Below are 17,213 nucleotides of genomic sequence, written 5' to 3'. Positions count from 1 at the left end.
GTTATTAAAGAACTTTAAAACTCCTTTCTTTTATTTCAAAGCCTTGCGGATCTTCCCTCCGGCTTGTGATAACTTTTGTCTTGCATCCTCTGGATCACAGTCCAGCAAAATCATTGTAATAGCAGTTTTAACATGTCCTTCTGCCTGTTTTAATACCGCTTCGGCTTCTTCTCTGGTGCAGCCTGTTGCTGTCATCACAATATTCTGTGATCTTACTACCAGCTTTTCGTTGCTCTGCTTTACATCAACCATCAGATTTTCGTAGGCTTTCCCGATTCCAACCATGCTTCCTGTTGAAATCATATTGAGGATCATTTTTTGTGCTGTTCCTGCCTTCAATCTGGTTGATCCGGTCAATACCTCAGGCCCTGTCACCGGTTCAATGGCCAGCTTTGCTTTTTTTCCTACATCAGATCCTTTATTACATGCAATGGCTACGGTATGGCAGCCTGTTTTATTTGCAAAATCAAGGCCGTAGATTACATAAGGTGTTCGGCCGGATGCCGCCAGTCCGATCACAATATCCTTTGAGGTAAGACCAATCTCCTTTAACTCTGCCTCACATAAGGTCTCACTGTCCTCGGCTCCTTCTACTGCCTCTACAAACGCTTTATCTCCGCCTGCGATCAGGCCTACTACCAGTTCCCTGGGAACACCGAAGGTGGGCGGACATTCTACCGCATCCAATACTCCAAGACGACCGGATGTTCCTGCGCCAATATATATGATACGGCCTCCTGCTTTCAGGCTGTCTGTTGCCCATTCGATTGCTGTGGCAATCTGGGGGAGCACTTCCTCCACGGCTTTTACGGCCTTTTCATCTTCCTGGTTCATGACAGCCGCAATTTGAAGCGGTGTCATTTCATCCAGGTTCATGGTATCCGGATTGCGGGACTCTGTTGTCAGCACTGACAAATCAATCATGCTCTGTACTTCCTTTCTTCTGTATATAATTTTTCGTGAATTTACTCATACACACATCATAATTTCTATTGACATAAGCAGTAAAAAAAATGTCTATTACATTTAATTGTGAAATTCGGGAAGACATGGCACCGCTTCGGTGTATCAGCTCTGTTGCCGCAACAGGAAGGACGAAATCAGCTTCAGAAGCCAGTTCCGATTCCACTGCCCTTGTGATGGCGATCACCTTTGCCCCATTTCCTTTTGCTTCCTTTACGCACTGAAGTATTTCTTCCGTAAGTCCTGAATAGCTGATGGCAATAGCAAGATCACCTTTTCTTAAATTTCTGGCAGCCAGTAACTGTGTATGCCAGTCGTCGCAGACATTGCATATCACATCAGCCCTAAGGAGCTTTAAGTACAAATCTCTTGCAGCCAGAAGGGAGGTTCCCAGTCCAAACAAGGTGACGGTTCTGCTATTTTCCAGCAGCTTCACACATTCTGCTACTACCTTAGGTTCTATCAGCTTTTGAGTGGTTTCCAGGGATTCGATATTTTTCTTTGTAACCTTATAAATAATGTCCTCCATGGAATCTTCCCGTGTGATCTTCTGAAACGCAATGTCCCTGCTCTCCTGGAATAAAGCCACTTCATAAGCAAGGGTATTCTGAAAATCCTTATATCCTTTACAGCCCAGTTTCTTGCATAGCCTTACGACCGTTGCCGGAGAGGTATAAGTTTCTTTGGCAATCTCCTTAATACTCTTTCGGAGGACTGATTCCGGATTTTTGTGCAGTCTTTTTATCAGCTCTTTTTCCGCTTCTCCGGCATCCTGGAGATAGCTGTCAATCCTTACAAGTAGACCTTTCATGCATTTCTTCTCCTTTCCTTAAAGCCAGAAGAAATTTTACAATTTTTTTACCTGATACCATTCTAGCTTTGTTGTATTATTTTTTCAAGATATTCGATGATTTATGAAACTTTTTTTCATACTATGATATTTTAAAAGGAATTTAACATACAAAGAACCGCCTTTAAAATTATTATAAAGGCGGTTCTCATGCTTAAAACGTTAAATATTTATTGTTCTATTGTCGGTTTTTATTTCTCCAGGGATCTCCACCGGAAGTTTGGAACGACATCAGACCATTTCTCAATTCCTATAATGGATTTGGCAAACTCCGTTGACTCCAGGGTGTATTTCTTTTTATCAATATCTCTGAATACCTGCCAGATCTTACGGCGCCTTGTGGCTACAATGTCGTCTCCCCGGTCCATGGAACATTCCCAAAGTCCGAAGGATAAACCGCTCCTCACCTCCAGAGGGGCATCCACCTGACGGCTTAAGATATAAGCATCAATATGAGGATTGCTGTCAACCATGTAATAGGAATACGCATAAGCGGCAGCCTGAATCTGAGCTACATTGCCTCTTGTCTGGCTTGTTGCCGTAAATCCCTGTTCTGTCAGAATGATGTGACGCACCTGGCCGGTTGGGGATTTTAAAGAATCCTGAGCCATATAATCCGTCAGAGTGGTAAGGTTCTTAAAGTTAATAACCGGAGAGTTAAAATCATTGGTGATTAATCCGGTCTGCTCATCATCCCAGAATTCCGGTTCTGTCATCGGACAGGGATATGGATGATAGGACAGTCCCCAATCCATCTGCCCCTGTTCATTGGCTATGGCATTAAAGGTATCTACAATCGCTCTTCCGCCATATTTCAGCTTGTTATCAATCTCATTGTTCCAGTTATAATCCAGGGAGTAATATACCCGGTCATTGGCACTGGTACTCTTAATAGCTGTGTAGAAAATCCGGAAAGCATCCTGGTAAGCCTGGACGTAGCTGTTAATATCCCTTTCCCCCAGATGATTCCACTGCTGGTTGTTGATCTCATTCCCAATGATCCAGTTTGATATCTTTCCATAGTTTGGATTGGAACCGCTGTACCGCTCTGCCAGGAAAGCAGCAATAGCTCTGGTCTGGTCCAGCCCTTCCTGGGTCGCCGGATTGAACATGTAGTAAAATGCATTGGCATTTTTCTTTGTTCCAGGATAGATCAGATTCGGTTCTGCGTCATTCCAGCCATTTAATATAATGGCGGTTACCGTCATCCCTTTCCCGGATAAAGCACTGATCGTCTCGTCATAGCTTGTAATGGCATTCTTATCAAAATGATAGGTCTTTCCATCGTACTGGTAGTCAATTCCCTGGCCCAGAATCTGATGAAAAGAGATATTGGTGGCTACGTGCTTCACACCTAATTCAAAGGCATCCCCCAGCATATTAAGCTGAATGTTTAAGCCCTTCTTGGTAAGAGGATCATTAAAAGGCTGGGTATTTGCCGCAACCATTTCAGGGTTTGTAATATAATGAGGTTTGCTGATTTCAATATACTTTGTTCCATCCCAGACAGCAATGACGAATTTGCTGTAAAGTCTGTCCTGGACCGTATTACGGTTCAATGGAAATGTAAAGGTAACTTTGTTTCCCGGCGCTGCGGAAGCCGCATAATCCGTCCTGCCGTCAAGATTTTTCTGGTAAGGCTGAAGCTCCACCAGGTAGAGGACACCATCCGTTCCTCCCATATTAGCATTGCTTTCTGCCTGAACCGTCACGCTGTTCTTATCAGAATTGACCAGACAGGACTGAATTGTTGCCTGTACACCAGCCGCGCCAACATCTGCCAGCGCAACAAAGGCAGAGGCACAGCATAAAAATGCAGCGGTTAAAAATCCAGTCATGACCCTGCCTATATTTATTTCCTTCATCTTCGCATCCCTCCATGTTGTCTTAATCAGGTTCCATACAATAATAACCAATTTCCCTGCTTTTTACAATAACGTTTTTATTACGTATTCGTAAAAAAACCGTAAGGACCGGGAGACTTCTTTAATAATGATGCTTTTAAGCTAATTTAAAAAAGCGAATGCGGCATCTTCCTGCCCCATCCGCCTTTTTTATTCTATTTTTTGTAAAAGTCACCAGGACTAATTATCGGTTTCTAAGGAAAACATCTCCTTAAGCTTTTTCCCGTCAAAAATGTGGTTATATACCAGATACTCATAGTTCTTAATCAGTTCACTATATGGATTCTCCGGATTATTTAAGGCTTCCCAGGAATAGTAGTTTCCCTCCTGATCTAAGCATCCAATAGGGTGTACTACAGGGAATGTTTCTTCCATCTTAAGGAGAAACTGCTGATAAGGCGTCATAGTGACCCCGGCTTTCTTTAACACCTCTGAGGAAAGATAAATGGCTCCCATTTCCCCTTTTTCCTCTGCCTGCATCTCATAATTGGTCCAGATCAGAAACGGGGTCTGGTACCACATCATCCGGTCCTGATTCTTCACAAGGCTACTGGGAGTTCCTGAAATATCATTAAAGAATTCATCTTCCACACTTGGCTGATGATCCCCAAAAAGAACGATCATGGTAGGCTCTGAGCTTTGTTCAAAATAAGAGATCAAATATTCCAGTGCTTCATCTGACCTCTTCATAAGAGACAAGTACTGGTCAGCCTTTGGGTATTTTCCCTTAAGACTTCCGGTCAGCCATACCTCCTGATCAAAGTCATCAAACAGGATGTCATAGCCTCCATGGTTCTGCATAGTCACATTAAAAAGAAACAGTTTATCCTCCGAATTCTCCTTGGATTCCACCCTTTCTATCAGCTTCTCGTAATCTGCGCGGTCACTGATATAGTTTCTAAGCAGCTCACTGCCTTCATAATCTTCAATATCAAGAAATTCATCAAACCCCAAGTTCCGGTAGCACTCCTGACGGTTCCAGTTCTCTTTTGGATACGGGTGCATGGCAACGGTATCATAACCCTGGGATTTTAATGTACTTACAAGGCTGTATGTATTGGGCTTAACATTAAACTGGTAAGCAATGCTGTTAGCCGGAAGCTGGGAGATCGAATCTCCAGTCAGAAATTCAAACTCAGAATTACTGGTCAAAGAACCAAACACAGGAACAGTAAGGCTTCCTTTCACCGTATTTTCCTTTAAACTGTTTAAAAAAGGAAAGTACTCCTGGTTCGTTTTAAAATTTCCTGCTACTTTTAAGTCGGAAAAACTTTCATTCATAATGCATATGATATTGACCGGCGTTATCTTATCTTCGCTTTCCACGTCAACATCTCCGGCAGAAGCCAGAAGAACCTGATTGTCCGCTTTTACAGTATCATAAATCTGTTTTACCTTTGCAAAGCTGTAACCCTTTGGTTTTTTCTTCACTGCATAATTAAAAGAGACAGCCGTAGAAAGCACATATCCATATTCCTGATAGGTCTCATTGACTTCCCACATATTAATTTCCAGGCCTTTATACGGGATCAGGCATGAATAAAACCATAAAATAAAGCTTAGGACAACACCGGTACCTCCTCCGGCAAAGGCCAGACGTTTGTTCCTGCCCTTTACCCTTATAGGAAATAGCAAGGCAAAGAGGCAGATTACCTGGACTCCCAGACAAGCAAGGTACATTTCCTTTGTGAAGACAAATTCATAATTTCCTGCCACACTCATAGCAGTCCGCAAAGCCAAAACATCCCATATCATAATAGGCCTTCCCCGAAAGCCTGTAACCAGGTATTCTGCTACGGAGACAATATAAAGAAAAACCGTTGTGAACGGGATCCCTATCCTGGTGCTGCCGCTGACAGCAATCACTGCAAGATATATTATGTAGATCAAGCCTATATTTAAAACAGCCATGGACAGGGGAATGGTCAGCAGATTGCCAGTCACATATTCAAATAGAATATAAGATGCGCAGGGAATCAAAAGCATAATGACAGTGGTGATAAACATCCCTGCGATTTTACACCACTTTTGTAGTCGTTCTCTTATCACTTAAAACATCCTCTTTTTCCATTTTTAGAATAATTAAATGGTACCACAAAGCAGCTTTGACAGCAATATACAATTTATGACATTCGTTCTATATTGTACCGTCTTTTCTTGCGGGAAGTACTTTTTAATGTAATTATAACAGACTATAAGACAGATGGGGAAACTTTATTATATTTTTAATAAACGATACATGTCATCGAGAGTATTTTCTCTTTCCTTCAGATCAGGCCACGCATGAATACCATCATCGCTTTTTCTTGGAATTATATGAAAATGAAGATGAGGCACAGACTGCTCTGCATCCGTTCCGCTGGCATTTAGCAAGTTCACTGCAGTATAGCTACAATGGTCAACATAGTGGTTTGCGATTCGTTTAACGGCGCTCATAACATGTCCAAGAGTTTCATCATCGCAGTCAAGAATATTAACTATATGGGTTTTAGGAATGACGATTGTATGTCCGTCGACTTCTTTTCCGATATCCAGAAATGCCAGCGTATGACCATCCTCATATATTTTAAAACATGGCAGTTCCCCGTTAATTATTTGACAGAAAATACATCCTTTCATGTTATTCCCCCAATTCTTTTTTATTACATGATTCTAACAAAAATGCTGCCAGTTATCAATTTATTTATTTTTAAAATCATCCGGATAAAACCAATCAGTACCGCCGGTAAAACCGGCGGTTTGACATACCCCCTATAAGGGGGTTACTCCGACCTACGCCTAAAGGCGCATAGAAAGGTTCGCCTTTTGTACCACATTCTCTTGCTAGCCCTTTCGGGCATATTTTCTATGCACCTTTATCCATTATCCCCTTGGGATCTTCTGCCGCCCCTTCTGGGACATGCTCATTTTTTCTTTTTTACCATTTCTCCGGTAAACGGATCAATATATTCCGTTATACTCATTTGATCATACAGCAGATCTTCCTGCATCTGATTTTGAATATATTCTTTTATCTTCTTCTCATTTTTTCCTACTGTATCCACAAAATATCCTCTACACCAAAATTTTCTACTTCCATATTTATATTTTAAATTAGCATGTCTTTCAAATATGATAAGAGTACTTTTTGATTTTAGATATCCCATTATTTCTGAAATACTATATTTCGGTGGGATATTTAACAGCAAATGAATGTGGTCTGGCATCAACTCTCCCTCTAATATTTCTATCCCTTTTCTTTCACATAACATTTTAATAATTTCTCGGATGTCTTCTCGCAACTCTCCATAGATTGCCTTTCTTCTAAATTTAGGCGCAAAAACTATATGATATTTGCAATTCCAAGTTGTATGTGTTAATGTATTCTTATCCATTTGGATACCTCCAGTTTTTTATTTGTGGCTTGCGAACCCACATTTATTATAGCTGGAGGCTTTTAATATAACTATAAGTTTTATACCTTCCCCCTGTATAACAGGGGGTTTTATTGTATGAGATACAATAAGAGCCAAGCCCTTATGAATAAAGTGCTTAGCTCTCAGCTGTAAAGTGTTTTGGTATTCTATAAATTTTTCGGCCCAAAGCCCATGGGCAGCAGTTCCTTTAAATAAAATATCTTATATTCTTCTCTTCCTGCCGCTAATATGATCTGAAATGTTTCCGGGTCGCAAAACTCCATCATTACCTGACGGCAGACTCCGCAAGGGGCTGTAAGTCCAGTAGGGATTCCCTCTTTTCCTCCAACGATACAGATTGCTTTAAATTCCTTTTCCCCCTGGCTGACCGCCTTAAAAAATGCCGTGCGTTCCGCACAGTTGCTTGGAGTATAGGCTGCATTTTCGATGTTGCAGCCCTGATACAAAGTGCCGTCAGCTGATAAAAGCGCCGCTCCCACCTTAAATCCTGAATATGGAGTATACGCTTTTCCCATAGCCTCAAATGCCTGATCAATCATTTCCTTTACAGGAAGCTCTGTTCCGGCCAAAGCCTCACCCTGGCAAACACCTTTCATCATTTCTTCTTTCATTTCCAACCTCCTGGCCACCACCCTTTCCAAAAACCGGAGCCATATTTTTCTGTAATCTACAATTCCAGGGCGATTTCTATCATTTTTCCAAATCCAAGCTGCCTCTCCTCTGCGCTCAGTTTTTCCTCTCCAAATACAAGATCGGAAATCGTCAGCATGCAGAGAGCCTTTTTACCGGCCGCAGCTGCATTCATATATAAAGCCGCTGTTTCCATCTCAACAGCCAGAACTCCCATATTGCGCCACTTGTCATTAACTCCGCTGTCAGCATTATAAAAAATATCGCTGGACAGAACATTGCCCACAACCGCTTTCGTCCCCAGCTTTCCGGCTGCTTCTGCTGCTCTGGCCAGGAGCTCATAATCGGCAATAGGCGCAAAGGTACCCGGAAGTCCATACTGGTAAGCATAATTGGAATCCGTACAGGCTCCCATGGCGATCACTACATCCATAAGCTCTACCTTATCCTGCAGGGAACCGGCGGAACCGATGCGGATAATCTGGTCCACATCATAAAAATGGTACAGCTCATAGGAATAAATCCCCATGGACGGCATTCCCATTCCGCCTCCCATAACGGTGATTTCCTTCCCCTTATAGGTTCCGGTAAACCCAAGCATGTTCCGGACCGACGTTACCTGAACCGGATTTTCAAGATACGTTTCCGCAATATACTTTGCCCGTAAAGGATCCCCCGGCATCAAAACTGTTTTTGCTATTTCACCCTTTTTTGCCCCATTATGGGGAGTTGGTGTCATCTCCATTTGAACTCCTCCTCTTTTATGATTCATCCTGCTGTATCATGAGACGAATGGCTTCTACTGCCGTTCGTATGGCCCCATCCGTATCATGGACGATGGGATTTTCAAGACCAAGTCTTGCCCGTTCCTGGTTCGCTAATACAAGGAATATGGAACCGACCCTCACCTTAAGCGCACTGGCTGCAATAAACAGAGCCGCAGACTCCATCTCCGAAGCCTTGCAGCCCAGCTTCATCCAGGCTTCCCATTTGTTTAACAGCTCATAGGATACCGGCTTTGTTTCCGGAGAGTGCTGCCCATAAAAGGAATCCTTACACTGGACAACTCCTACATGATAGGACTTATCCAGGGCTTTTGCAGCCGCCGCCAGTGCGCCCGTCACATTAAAATCCGGGACTGCCGGAAACTCGATGGGTGCGTACTCCCGGCTGGTTCCTTCCATGCGGATGGCTCCGTTCGCAATGACTAAATCCCCGCTTTTTACCTCCACATCCATTCCGCCGCAGGTACCCACGCGGATGAAGGTGTCTGCACCGGACATCACCAGTTCCTCCAGGGCAATAGCCGCAGAAGGTCCGCCAATTCCAGTAGATGTAACGCTGACTAACTTACCGTCTAACGTACCGGTATAGGTCACGTACTCCCTGCTGTCCGCGATCAGCCTTGGATTGTCAAAATACTTCGCAATAAGAGCACAGCGCTTGGGATCACCTGGCAGAATGACATATCTGCCCACGTCCCCTTTCCCAACCTGGAGGTGATACTGTTTTCCTTCTGTTTCTGAATAATTTGTCATACTTAATCCACCCTTCTTTATATCTCATTCTCATCAATCTTTTCTGCAACCACCGCCTTAATCCGCCGGTACTGCTCTTCATCGATAATAATGGTCCTTCCTTCCCGGGAAATATACCCTTTCTCCTCCATCTGGCTGACACACCGGTTCACGGTCTTTATGCAAAGACCGGTGCTGTTTGATAAATCTTTTCTTGCAAGCTGTATGCGGCAGGTCCCCCGATGGGAAGATTTCCGGTAAATCTCCAAAAAGAGCAGGAACAGCCTGTCACTACCCTGTAAAAATAAAAACAGACGTTCCTTTCTGACCTGCTCTAAAAGATAGACGCCCATGGCCTTAACCTGTTCTAAAACCGCATGGATATCCGAAAGCATCCAGCGGCTGAACTGATCCTTGGAGACACAAAGGAACCGGCAGTCTGTTTCTGTCACCAGAGTCGTCCGGTAAAGCTCAAAGCCCATAAGAAATTCCATGGCTCCAAACACTTCCACCGGATAGAATCTGGTATAGTCGTAGGCTATTTCCTGAACCCGGTAATCCGTAGCCTTAACAACACCTTCCACCAGAATATAAATGGTATCTACGGTTTCATTTTCATGAATAAAGGTAGCGCCTTTTTTTAGGTTTACTATCTTAAAGGCTTCCAGGAGCCATTTAGGCGCATTGGCCAGATAATTATTTAAGTATTCCCGCGGCTCACTGTGAAGTTCATTGATTAAAGACATAGCATCGTTCACGATCTTGCTCCTTTTCGTTTCTTTCTCTTTGATTTCATCATATCATATTTATGATCCGCCGGGAATCATTACTTGCCTTTAATCTCTTACCTCGCATCCTTTTCGTAAGGCTGCCCGCTGGCTTTCGGCGCAGAGGATTTCCCCACAAACAGGATCAGGATCACGATAGTAATGAGATACGGAAGCATTGCCAGAATGGACGAAGGAACCGCAAATCTTCCCCCTCCCAGAGTAACGGTAAGGGCCTGGGCTGCTCCGAATAACAGACAGGCGCCATAAGCCCCGTGAGGAGTCCATTTTCCAAAAATAACAGCCGCAAGTGCAATAAATCCCTGTCCGCTGATCGCGGTAGGCGTAAACTGAGGGATAATGGCCAGGGTCATGGACGCACCGCCCAGTCCTGCTAAAATGCCGGAGACCAGCACACAGATATACCTGATTTTATAAACGTTAAGTCCCATGGTATCCGCTGCTGCCGGATGCTCTCCGACTGCCCGGATATGAAGACCCCACTTTGTCTTATAAAGAAAGAACCAGATAAACACAGCCAGTACAAACGCGATGACAACGGTTACATCCACATTTAAATTCTGAAACGCCTTTGAGTTTAAGCTCCCAAACACCTTTGGAATCTTATGAGGTACCGGGAGCGACATGGTAGCACCGTCAAAAAGCAGGCGGCAGACAAACAGAGCCACACCGGGACCGATCAAATTGATGGCAATACCGGATATCGTCTGGTCCGCCTTGCATGTGATCGACGCGAAGGCATGGAGAAGGGCAATAACGCCTCCTGCCAGACCGGCTGCAAAAAATCCTACCCAGGCACTTCCTGAATAGTAACCCACAGTAGCCCCTGTAACTGCTCCGATGGTCATCATTCCTTCAATACCGATATTGGTAACGCCGGACCGCTCCGACACCACTCCCCCCAATGCTGCAAATACCAAAGGAGTGGAATACATAAGTGTAATGCCTACAAATAGCATCAGACTGTTAAGCATGTTTCTTACCTCCCTTCGAAAAACGGTCCACCAGCGGCGGAATGATACGGGTCAGCGCCACAAAAAATACGATGACACCAATGACGATGTTGATAATTTCTGATGGAGCTCCCACCTCGTACTGTAAAGACTGGCCGCCATAGATCAAACCGCCAAACAGCAGCCCTGCAAAAATACAGCCGATTGGTGAACTTGCCGCAATCAGACAAACGGATAATCCGTTAAAGCCCGTGTTTTCAAAGGCTGCCAATGTAGCAATGCCATGAGGAGAATTCCCGGTAATATAAAGAGATGCAGCCAGCCCGCAGATAGCCCCGGAAATAAGCATGGAGTGCAGGATGTTTCTGTTTACATAGATTCCGGAAAATTCTGCTGCGCTCTTATTAAAGCCTACTGCTCTCAGTTCAAATCCCTTAGCCGTTTTATATAGAAGGAACCAGATAAACACAGCCAGAATGACTGCAATAATAATTCCAACGTTTACATCTGTTTTCAAAACGGTGCTGCGAAGAAATTCGTTCTGGGCAAGTGCCGCCTTTCCCGCCTCCGTCGTCTTGTAATTTCCCAGAATCATCGTGTAGCCGGAACGGTTGATCGGGTACGTTCCAATGGTATCCGGTTTATGGAACCGGGGTAAGGAACATACATAATTGGAGAAATAAAGTGCTATCCAGTTCAGCATAATACTGGTAAGAACCTCATGGATGCCGAACCTCGCCTTTAAGAAACCGGCAATCCCGCCATACACTGCCCCAGCTGCCACACCGGCAAGGACAACGAGAGGAATCTGGATCACCGGAGGAAAATCAAACAGAATGCCGACTACGGTAGATGCCACACACCCCATAATAAACTGTCCTTCGGCTCCAATGTTAAAAAGTCCGGTCTTAAACGCAAATGCAACGCCGATTCCCGTGAGAATGATAGGCGTACTTTTAATGATTACATTGGAAATGTGTTTCGGACTGGAAAAGACTCCGTCAAACAAGACGGCTAGTGAATGAACCGGCGGATATCCCGCCGCCGCGAGTATGATCCCCGCTACGATAAATCCGAAGAAGACAGCGATCAAAGTCATTGTTAATGGTTTTTTTAAAATCTTTATCGCTTTATCCATGGTTCTTTCCTCCTGCCATTAACAGACCAATCGTATTTTCATCTACGGTTCCCTGTTGAAACGTATCTTGAATTTTTCCGTCGTATATGACCGCTATGGTATCGGAAACATTCATGACCTCGTCCAGCTCAAAAGAGATCAAAAGCACCGCTTTTCCTTTATCCCTTTCACGGATCAGAGTCTTATGCACGGTTTCAATGGCTCCTACGTCAAGTCCTCTGGTCGGCTGTACCGCAATCAGTATATCCGGATTCATGGCGACTTCACGTCCGATAATAACCTTCTGCTGGTTTCCGCCTGAAAGTTCCCCCACCCGTCTGGATCCGCAGTCATCCGGCCGGACATCATATGCTTCAATGAGGGTTTGGGTAAACTCTTCCATTTTCTTTTTATTTAAGATCCCTTTTCTGGAAAATGGCTCTTTGCGGCAACGCTCCAATACCGCGTTCTCATTTACAGTGAAGTCAAGGACAAGGCCCCTTTTCTGCCGGTCCTCAGGAATGATGCTGACACCGCTGTCTATGACCGTCCTTGGGTTTGTGTTAATGATCGGTTTCCCACAGACCGTTATGCTTCCCTTTTCTGCAGGTACCAGGCTGCTGATCGCTTCCACCAGTTCCTTCTGCCCGTTTCCGTCAATACCGGCGATCCCCACGATTTCTCCCTTGCGGACGGTTAAGTTTAAACCCTTTACCGCTTCAAGCTTTCTCTCGTTTTTCACAACAAGGTCTTTGATTTCCAATACCGTTTCTCCCGGCTTTGCAGGAGTCTTATCCACCACCAGCTTTACTTCATGGCCCACCATAAGCGCAGCCAGTTCTTGTCCGGAAACATTCTCTACCGGAACCGTATCAATGTATTCGCCGCGGCGGATGATGGTACAGGTATCGGAAGATGCCTTTATTTCCTTTAATTTATGAGTGATGATGATGATTGCCTTTCCGTCATCTACCAGATTGTGCATGATGGAGAGAAGATCTTCAATTTCCTGAGGAGTCAAAACAGCGGTAGGCTCATCAAGGATTAACAGTTCTGCTCCCCGATACAACGCCTTTAATATTTCCACCCTCTGCTGCATACCAACAGAAATATCACAAATTCTGGCATCCGGGTCTACCTCCAGCCCATATTTTTCCACGATATCTAAAATTTGTTTCCTGGCCTTCTTCATATCTACAATACCTGCGCGGGAGGTAGTTTCATTTCCTAAAATAATATTCTGTGTGACCGTGAAATCCTCCACCAGCATAAAATGCTGATGAACCATACCGATGCCGTTTGCTATGGCCACATTAGGATTTTTTATGTCTACCTTTTTCCCATTGATAAAGATTTCTCCCTCATCGGCCTGATACAATCCGTACAGTACATTCATCAGCGTCGACTTCCCCGCACCGTTTTCACCCAGAAGAGAATGAATGCTGCCCTTCTTAACATCCAGACTCATATCCTTCAAAGCGTAAAATGCCCCGAACCGTTTTGTGATTCCGTGCATCTGGACCGCATAATCGCTGTTTCCCGTGACCATGTCAATACTTTCTCCTTTCGGTTTTACACCGCAGGCTCTTTCGATTCCTGCGGTGTAAAATTTTTTCTCTTCTATTTAGCGATAAACGCTTCGTATTCATCTTTTGTGGTCGGCGGTGTCAGTTCTCCGTTCTTAATTTTATCCTTCACCTTTAAGGTATCCTCATAAACACCTTCCGGCATGTTGCCATGTTCTTCAGGAATTCCCACACAGTCTTCCTGTAAGCCAAAGGTAAGGGTTTTACCACCAATTTCCTGTCCGTTCATTGCTTCTTCCGATACTTCCTGTACTGCTTTACCAACTAATTTAAGGGCAGATGTCAATACGTTTTCCGGTGCCAGATATGCCTGATCACGGTCTACACCGATTACCCACTTGTCCGCTTCCTTGGCAGCCTCGATAACACCGGTTCCTGTGCCGCCGGCCGCGTGATAGATCACATCACATCCATCAGAATACATTCTGGCAGCAATGGCCTTTCCCTTGGCTGCATCACTAAAGCTTTCTGCATACTGAACAGAAATTTCAATATCTTTACCAAGCTCTTTTGCCGCATACTTTACGCCGGCTTCATAACCGTACTGGAACTGGTCGATTAAGCCTGAGGAGATTCCGCCTACAAAACCAACCTTTCCGGTCTGTGTGGTCCGTCCTGCCACATATCCAACCAGGAAGGATGGTTCCTGGGCACGGAACATAACTCCAGTCACATTGGAAGGTGTATCCTCATAAGCATTGTCAATGATCGCATACTGGATATCAGGATTGCTGCCGGCTGCCTCCAGCACTGCATCGGCACAGGCGTAGCCTACGCCCCATAACAGATTGGCACCGCTGTCTCCCAGCCTTTCTAAATTCGTTACGAAATCCGATGCCTGCTTTGACTCGATGTAGTTAACATCTGCACCGGTCTTGTTCTTTAACTCAGTAAGGCCTTCCCATGCGGACTGGTTAAAGGACTGGTCATTGATTCCGCCTGTATCCGTAATCATTGCAACGGAAAAGCTGCTCTTTCCTCCGGAAGTTTCCTCCTGGGCTTTTGTGGTCTCCGTTTTTCCGCCTCCGCAAGCCGTAAGTGACAGCACCATTGCCGCTGTTAAACCAAATACAATACCTTTTCTCATCATAACCTGATTCCTCCATTTTTCATTCTATACAATTTGTATTTCTTTAAACCCACATTGAACCGCCAGTTCCTTTAATTTCTCCATTTGGTCCTGAGTAGGGCTTTTTCTATGTTCCATTTTGCCTCTTACCCCATAATTGCGGAATGTAATAAGCTTTAATCTGAAATCCTCCAGATAAGGGGTTACTTCGGCGGCCATGCCTTTGATGACCTCCTCCATGTCCACATCTTTATCTTCTGCCAGACCGGAAGAAAATTCTCCCTCCAGACATACAAGCCTTACCTCATATAATTTACCTGCCTGGGCCAGATAGTTCAGATTTTTTTTAACAATCCCATTATCTCCGCCTGTCAGCTTGTGAAACACCTGGGAGTCCCACGCTTTCACATCCAGCATGACTTTATCCGTCACAGCCATGAGCTCCGGATGCTTTGTGAAATCCACGCAGCCATTGCTGTCCAGAAAACAGGATAACCCGGCTTTCCCTGCAAGTGTGAACAATTCTGTGAGAAATTCCGGATACAGGCCGCATTCGCCGCCGGATACTGTGATCCCCTGAATAAACGGTATATTCTTTGAAATCTGTTCCCATACGTCCATAGCCTCCATCCACCGCACCTTTGGAGATGCATAATTGGGACAGACCATTATGCAATGATCGCACTGGGTACAGACTGCCTCATCCCATATGACCTGTTTCCCTGATAGGGATAAGGCGCCTGACGGACACTGGCTGACACAAACGCCGCAGCCATTGCACAGCCGCTGTGTCTCCGGGTTATGGCAGTAAGCGCAGGCGATATTGCAGCCCTGGACAAACACCGCAGTCCGGCAGCCCGGCCCGTCTACTACACTTAAGGGAATCATTTTGTTGATCGCGGCTCTCACTGCAGCCCCCTTACCTTCCGGTTCTCAAGATGGGCATTGCGGTAATTGTCACCGCCCAGATGCACCGTATTCTGGAGTACGGCTTCGCCTTCATAATATTTTTCCATTTCGCTCCGTTTGACCAGATATCCCGTGATCCGTACCAGATCGCTGTCAGAAGCATAGAAGCTTATATATTTGTCTCCCAGAGAAAACGCTCCTTTTACGATATCCAGCATGGCGGCCGGATTGTTTCTTCCTGTGGGATCAAAGGAGAAGATATCCGCGCAGCCAGTCGGGAAAAACTTGTGGAACCTGGCACTGTGACGAAGGTGATCATACATGAGTTCCGGCTCCATCCCTACCGGGATCCGCACGCCTGAGGTAATGCCATGGTCCGAATCGATGCCGACCTGGGCGTGAAGAGCAAAATGATTGTCAAAAACCTCTGAATATAAGGCATTTGCAGTACCAGCATAATCCGCAATCACCTTCATGATCTGCTCTGCTAAGTCATCTGCTTCTGCATTGTGACCATACGTTTTCTCCGGATCTTCCATCAGCATGTTGGTGCATTCCGCCAGCCCAACGACTCCGAACATGGCAAGGAACTTTTCCCTGGAAATAAAGCCTTCCTTAGAGAGAAAAGAGGTCTCAAAGAAATTGGATTCTTCTACTAGGAAACGGATTCTTTCATTCATATAGTCCCCCATGCGGGAAAGACAATCAGGCAATAGCTCTGTTAAAAACTGTTCCCTGTTCCTTGCTTCCGCAGCAAGCCTGGGAAGGACGATTCTCGATAATGTGTAGGAACCTCCGCCAATGGGAAGGATATTATAACAACTTGATATTCCGTAATCACCGTAAGTGTCTTTGTGCATCTTGTGATTGCAGATCGCCGGGTTTGCACAGTACAGAGAGGTATAAAGGGCAAGCTCTGCATAAGAATCAGGCGTAATGTCCTTATCATATTTCAGCGTTAAATTAGGAACCGCATTTTGAAGTTCTTTTTCAAGTTTTAAAATCAGGCGGCCTGCTCTTGTCTCTTCCGGTCCCAAATTAGCATGGCAGAAGCCATCGGTTATGGTCCGGTCCAAATAAACGAGGAAAAGCCTCAGCTTTTTTTCCGCTTCCTCATCCGTAACCCCTTCAAGAAACGGCTCTATCAGTTTATCAATATCACCAAGATAAACGGGATAGCTGGTAATAGAGGGAACATGGCGGTACAGAATCATCAGAAACTGCAATACTTCGTCCAGGTCCTTAGGCGCCTCAAGCTGTAAAAATTCACAGCCGTTTTTTACTGCTTTTTCGTAGTCCGGCATCACATATCTGGGACGGTAAGGCGCGTGCCCTTCATCCAGATCACAAATCGCACCGGTGTCCATGTAATGACGGGTTGCTTCCGGTATGGAAAGCACCTCCAGACTATTTTCCGCCGCATGGGCCAGAGCCACAACTTTCTGCTCATAAGTCAGGTTCTTTGATGTTACAATGTCTAAAATTTTATTCATCCATCCTACCTCTTTCAT

Annotated in this window: 16 protein-coding genes; all 16 read right to left on the bottom strand. The window is 44.9% G+C overall.

Translation table 11 applies throughout. The annotated features are described in order from the left end of the window. Nucleotides 1-30 precede the first annotated feature (30 nt). The 16 genes from murQ to BMX69_RS22715 all read right to left on the bottom strand — a co-directional run bounded on the left by murQ (nt 31) and on the right by BMX69_RS22715 (nt 17,195). Nucleotides 31-924, bottom strand: coding sequence for an N-acetylmuramic acid 6-phosphate etherase (gene murQ, locus BMX69_RS22790; protein ID WP_100043625.1), 894 nt, complete (start codon nt 922-924; stop codon nt 31-33). Next, nucleotides 917-1,774, bottom strand: coding sequence for a MurR/RpiR family transcriptional regulator (locus BMX69_RS22785; protein ID WP_025231316.1), 858 nt, complete (start codon nt 1,772-1,774; stop codon nt 917-919). Before BMX69_RS22785 ends, murQ begins: the two co-directional genes overlap by 8 nt. Nucleotides 1,775-2,004: 230 nt before the next feature. Beyond that, on the bottom strand, nt 2,005-3,678 hold the full coding sequence (locus tag BMX69_RS22780) for a DUF5722 domain-containing protein (RefSeq protein WP_100043624.1): 1,674 nt from the start codon (nt 3,676-3,678) through the stop codon (nt 2,005-2,007). Between the two features lie 219 nt (nt 3,679-3,897). Continuing rightward, nucleotides 3,898-5,724: an LTA synthase family protein gene (locus BMX69_RS22775; protein WP_100043623.1), complete on the bottom strand. Its 1,827-nt coding sequence runs from the start codon at nt 5,722-5,724 to the stop codon at nt 3,898-3,900. A 210-nt stretch (nt 5,725-5,934) separates the two neighbouring features. Beyond that, a complete protein-coding gene (locus tag BMX69_RS22770; protein WP_100043622.1) occupies nt 5,935-6,336 on the bottom strand; it encodes an HIT family protein in 402 nt (133 codons plus the stop codon). A gap of 284 nt (nt 6,337-6,620) precedes the next feature. Further along, nucleotides 6,621-7,091, bottom strand: coding sequence for an IS200/IS605 family transposase (tnpA, locus tag BMX69_RS22765; RefSeq protein ID WP_100043621.1), 471 nt, complete (start codon nt 7,089-7,091; stop codon nt 6,621-6,623). A gap of 188 nt (nt 7,092-7,279) precedes the next feature. Then, entirely contained in the window at nt 7,280-7,744 is a 465-nt protein-coding gene (locus BMX69_RS22760) for a cytidine deaminase (protein ID WP_100043620.1), read from the bottom strand. Between the two features lie 56 nt (nt 7,745-7,800). Further along, nucleotides 7,801-8,508, bottom strand: coding sequence for a purine-nucleoside phosphorylase (gene deoD, locus BMX69_RS22755; RefSeq protein WP_100043619.1), 708 nt, complete (start codon nt 8,506-8,508; stop codon nt 7,801-7,803). Between the two features lie 16 nt (nt 8,509-8,524). Then, nucleotides 8,525-9,301, bottom strand: coding sequence for a uridine phosphorylase (gene udp, locus BMX69_RS22750; protein ID WP_100043618.1), 777 nt, complete (start codon nt 9,299-9,301; stop codon nt 8,525-8,527). Between the two features lie 17 nt (nt 9,302-9,318). Next, the gene (locus tag BMX69_RS22745) at nt 9,319-10,038 is read right to left on the bottom strand and encodes a Crp/Fnr family transcriptional regulator (RefSeq protein WP_100043617.1); all 720 of its coding nucleotides are present in this window, start codon (nt 10,036-10,038) and stop codon (nt 9,319-9,321) included. A gap of 86 nt (nt 10,039-10,124) precedes the next feature. After that, nucleotides 10,125-11,042: an ABC transporter permease gene (locus BMX69_RS22740; protein WP_092240481.1), complete on the bottom strand. Its 918-nt coding sequence runs from the start codon at nt 11,040-11,042 to the stop codon at nt 10,125-10,127. Beyond that, nucleotides 11,035-12,159 carry an ABC transporter permease gene (locus BMX69_RS22735; RefSeq protein ID WP_100043616.1) on the bottom strand — a complete coding sequence of 375 codons (1,125 nt, stop codon included), beginning with the start codon at nt 12,157-12,159 and terminating at the stop codon, nt 11,035-11,037. The genes BMX69_RS22740 and BMX69_RS22735 overlap by 8 nt, the downstream gene beginning before the upstream one ends. Continuing rightward, nucleotides 12,152-13,687 (bottom strand): ABC transporter ATP-binding protein, encoded by a 1,536-nt coding sequence (locus BMX69_RS22730; RefSeq protein WP_025231306.1) that lies wholly within the window; start codon nt 13,685-13,687, stop codon nt 12,152-12,154. Before BMX69_RS22730 ends, BMX69_RS22735 begins: the two co-directional genes overlap by 8 nt. Before the next feature lie 71 nt (nt 13,688-13,758). After that, a complete protein-coding gene (locus BMX69_RS22725) occupies nt 13,759-14,814 on the bottom strand; it encodes a BMP family lipoprotein (protein WP_330387543.1) in 1,056 nt (351 codons plus the stop codon). A gap of 24 nt (nt 14,815-14,838) precedes the next feature. After that, complete coding sequence (locus BMX69_RS22720) at nt 14,839-15,702, bottom strand: YjjW family glycine radical enzyme activase (RefSeq protein ID WP_242941321.1); 864 nt, start codon at nt 15,700-15,702, stop codon at nt 14,839-14,841. Continuing rightward, complete coding sequence (locus BMX69_RS22715) at nt 15,699-17,195, bottom strand: YjjI family glycine radical enzyme (RefSeq protein ID WP_100043615.1); 1,497 nt, start codon at nt 17,193-17,195, stop codon at nt 15,699-15,701. Before BMX69_RS22715 ends, BMX69_RS22720 begins: the two co-directional genes overlap by 4 nt. Between the last annotated feature and the right edge of the window lie 18 nt (nt 17,196-17,213).

The sequence above is a fragment of the Lacrimispora sphenoides JCM 1415 genome, assembly GCF_900105615.1.
Lineage (GTDB): Bacteria > Bacillota > Clostridia > Lachnospirales > Lachnospiraceae > Lacrimispora > Lacrimispora sphenoides.
This window is presented reverse-complemented; position numbering and strand designations above follow the sequence as displayed.

Bases quoted from the DNA above. Each gene is read 5' to 3' on its own strand.
- BMX69_RS22735 (WP_100043616.1), bottom strand. From the start codon at position 12,159: ATGGATAAAGCGATAAAGATTTTAAAAAAACCATTAACAATGACTTTG.
- BMX69_RS22775 (WP_100043623.1), bottom strand. From the start codon at position 5,724: ATGTTTATCACCACTGTCATTATGCTTTTGATTCCCTGCGCATCTTAT.
- BMX69_RS22725 (WP_330387543.1), bottom strand. From the start codon at position 14,814: ATGATGAGAAAAGGTATTGTATTTGGTTTAACAGCGGCAATGGTGCTG.
- BMX69_RS22785 (WP_025231316.1), bottom strand. From the start codon at position 1,774: ATGAAAGGTCTACTTGTAAGGATTGACAGCTATCTCCAGGATGCCGGA.
- BMX69_RS22780 (WP_100043624.1), bottom strand. From the start codon at position 3,678: ATGAAGGAAATAAATATAGGCAGGGTCATGACTGGATTTTTAACCGCT.
- tnpA (WP_100043621.1), bottom strand. From the start codon at position 7,091: ATGGATAAGAATACATTAACACATACAACTTGGAATTGCAAATATCAT.
- BMX69_RS22740 (WP_092240481.1), bottom strand. From the start codon at position 11,042: ATGCTTAACAGTCTGATGCTATTTGTAGGCATTACACTTATGTATTCC.
- BMX69_RS22760 (WP_100043620.1), bottom strand. From the start codon at position 7,744: ATGAAAGAAGAAATGATGAAAGGTGTTTGCCAGGGTGAGGCTTTGGCC.
- murQ (WP_100043625.1), bottom strand. From the start codon at position 924: ATGATTGATTTGTCAGTGCTGACAACAGAGTCCCGCAATCCGGATACC.
- BMX69_RS22715 (WP_100043615.1), bottom strand. From the start codon at position 17,195: ATGAATAAAATTTTAGACATTGTAACATCAAAGAACCTGACTTATGAG.
- BMX69_RS22770 (WP_100043622.1), bottom strand. From the start codon at position 6,336: ATGAAAGGATGTATTTTCTGTCAAATAATTAACGGGGAACTGCCATGT.
- udp (WP_100043618.1), bottom strand. From the start codon at position 9,301: ATGACAAATTATTCAGAAACAGAAGGAAAACAGTATCACCTCCAGGTT.
- BMX69_RS22730 (WP_025231306.1), bottom strand. From the start codon at position 13,687: ATGGTCACGGGAAACAGCGATTATGCGGTCCAGATGCACGGAATCACA.
- deoD (WP_100043619.1), bottom strand. From the start codon at position 8,508: ATGGAGATGACACCAACTCCCCATAATGGGGCAAAAAAGGGTGAAATA.